Annotated in this window: 1 protein-coding gene; it reads left to right on the top strand. The window is 61.6% G+C overall.

All coding sequences use genetic code 11. The features are described from left to right. The first annotated feature begins 588 nt into the window (after nt 1–588). The gene (locus AC5RVB_RS16325) at nt 589–2,439 is read left to right on the top strand and encodes a thioester domain-containing protein (RefSeq protein WP_494143174.1); all 1,851 of its coding nucleotides are present in this window, start codon (nt 589–591) and stop codon (nt 2,437–2,439) included. The last annotated feature ends 328 nt before the right edge of the window (nt 2,440–2,767 follow it).

A 2,767-nucleotide genomic window follows, 5' to 3' on the forward strand; every position in this document is an offset into this window, starting at 1 on the left:
TGCATCCGGGAGGATGTGGGAGAGTAGGTCACCGCCGGACAAATTGTGAAGGGTGAGGCCCGTACCAGTGTTGGTACGGGCCTCACCTGTTTAACCCGTCGTTAGTCTTCCGGCGGACCTGGTGCGGAAAATCACTACCCGCCGGCGCCGGCCCGTTGTCTTCCCAGCCCCTGCGAATTGCCTAGCTGCTGCGGCACACCGTCTTGAATGGGTTGTTCAGCACAAGGGGTCAGGGCGAAATGTGTCTCCAGACAGGCACGAGTCGGCTCCTACCCTTACATCTCATCCATCCCGGCTATAGCCTCTCGAACCTCAGGGCGTTGTGCGTTCCATGCAGCCCTACCGGTGAGCTTGAGAGAGGATCCAGGACCTATGAGTCGAAGAAGAGCACTTGCGCCTACCGCGGGGGGACGGGGGAGGATACGCCGCCGCTTCAGTTATTCGCTCGGCCTTTTGGGCACACTGGTTGTATTTTTACTCTCGACGGTTGCACCGGCTCAGGCAGTGTTTTCGGGACCACAGCCGGGAGGCGCAGTTCCCAATGCCGAGGTCGAGGTCACGATGACGGGTACCGGGCCGGGGCAAGGCGTGACGGGCGGCCTTCCGCCGGTAGGCCAGGGGTTTGATCCAACTGCCGGCTACCCGGAGGATGTTCCTCTTGGATATGACCCTGCTAACGAAGGGTTCGCCGGCGTCATCACCACAGTGGATGGCGAGGGCAATACCCAGCAGATGTATTGCATCGACATCCGTGTCCTCACGTATGAGGGACTTGGTTATGAAAACGGCAGCTGGGATGAGTCCAACGTCCCTAACATCGGCTACGTCAACCGTGTGCTGAACAGCTACTATCCGGATCAGCCGGGGCTCCCGGAAGCGGCCAATGACAACATTCGGGCAGCGGCAGTGCAGTCGGCCGTGTGGTTCTTCAGTGACGGCTACGTGCTTGAGGACACGGATCCTGTCCGGGCACTGACCGCACAGATTGTTGCCGATGTCCTGGCCGCAGGACCGCTCACTGAACCTCCGGCTCCGGATGTCAGCATTGCGCCTCCGGTAGCTGCAGGCCCTGTGGACGGTGTTGCAGGCCCCTTCACGATCACGTCCGCCGCGGTTGCGGAGGTCACTGTAGGTGTCACCCCGGGGTACACCCTCTACACTGACGCGGCCGGAACCGTTCCGCTGGTGGGGACAACTGTGCCGGCGGGGACGCAGCTGTGGGTACGGAACACTGCGCAGACAACCGATCCGGCTGAGCTTACGGCCACGGCAGTAGTTCCCGTACAGACGGGCAACGTTTATCTCTATGCAGGTAACAACCCCCAGGTCACGGATGCACAGAAACTCATTCTGGCCGCTGATTCCCAAATCGAATCCAACGCGCAGGCCACGGCGGAGTTCTTCATTCCGGGGGACCTGGTGGTCAATAAGACCTTCGCCGGTGAAGGGGCCGGCCTGCAGGGAGCTATTACCTTGAACGTTGCCTGCGGGGCGGCGGGGACTTTCGTCATAGAAATCCCGGCCGGTACCGCAGCAGGGGTATCCCAGACCATTTCAGACCTGCCGGTAGGCACGGTCTGCGAGGTGAGTGAGCCGGTGACGGGATCAAACACGCAAGTGACTGTCACACCGGTTCTGCCGGGACCGGTCACTGTCACCGCCGACGGGCCGAACGTGCTCGACGTCGCCAACACAGTGGACCTCAATCCGGGTTCCCTGACCGTGGTGAAGTCCCTGACGGGTGCTGCGGCCGGCCTGCAGGGCGACATCACGGTGATAGTGACCTGTGAGGATGCGGGTATCGAAGAAACCCTCACCATTCCGGCAGGCAGCGCTGCAGGCGACTATGCGGGAACCATCACCGATATTCCTGCGGGCACTGCGTGCACGGTCACGGAACCACAAACCGGAGCTACCGACCTGGTGGCGGTGACTACAGGACTTCCGGAAGTGGTTGAGATCCAGCCGGGCGCCGATTCCCAGGCATTGGTTACCAATGACGTGTCCTACATCTACGGTTCACTCGTGCTGACCAAAACCATCACGGGCCCCGGCGCCGGCCTTCAAAGCGACGTGCGAATTGTCCTGACCTGTGGGGACTCATTCACCGAGGAGATCCTCATTCCGGCGGGAACGGTGGCCGGTGACCAGATCAGGGCGTTCGACCGCGTGCCGGCCGGCAGCTCCTGTACAGTCACCGAACCAGTCACTGGCGCTAATTCGTCGGTGACGGTGGACGCGGTACTCCCGGAAACCGTCACGGTCCTCGGCGGAGAATCCGTCAACGCGGAGGTCACAAACACCTACTCCGTACTGGGCAAGGACAAGCTTGCGGAGACCGGTGCAAACGGCCTCAGCTCGGTGTGGATCGCCAGTATCTGCATCCTGGCTCTTGGCACCTTCCTCGTTATCGTTTCGGTTCGGCGGCGCACTTCATAGCGCAACCCGCTGATTGAAACACCAGGGCTGCCCGTAGCTCCGTGCCGGAGCTGCGGGCGGTTCTGCGTCCGAAGAGGATGCCGGTATCCGCACGACGGATAACACGCTGAAACGGGGTAGCCAGCTTGCCTCAGGGGCACGACGGGGGCCACCAGTTGCCGAGTTGCACGTGGGCTCGAACCTGTGTAAAGTCTTCTAAGTCACCGCGGCAGGGACGCTGAAAAAGCGCCTGAGCATGGCGGCCAAACCCCTTCGAAAATCAGAGTCCAACTCCCGTGCCCTTCACCGGGCCGGCGGAAAAGACTCCGGTTCACGCTGGGTCCGGAAC

The sequence above is a fragment of the Arthrobacter sp. Y3225209 genome, from assembly GCF_059090685.1.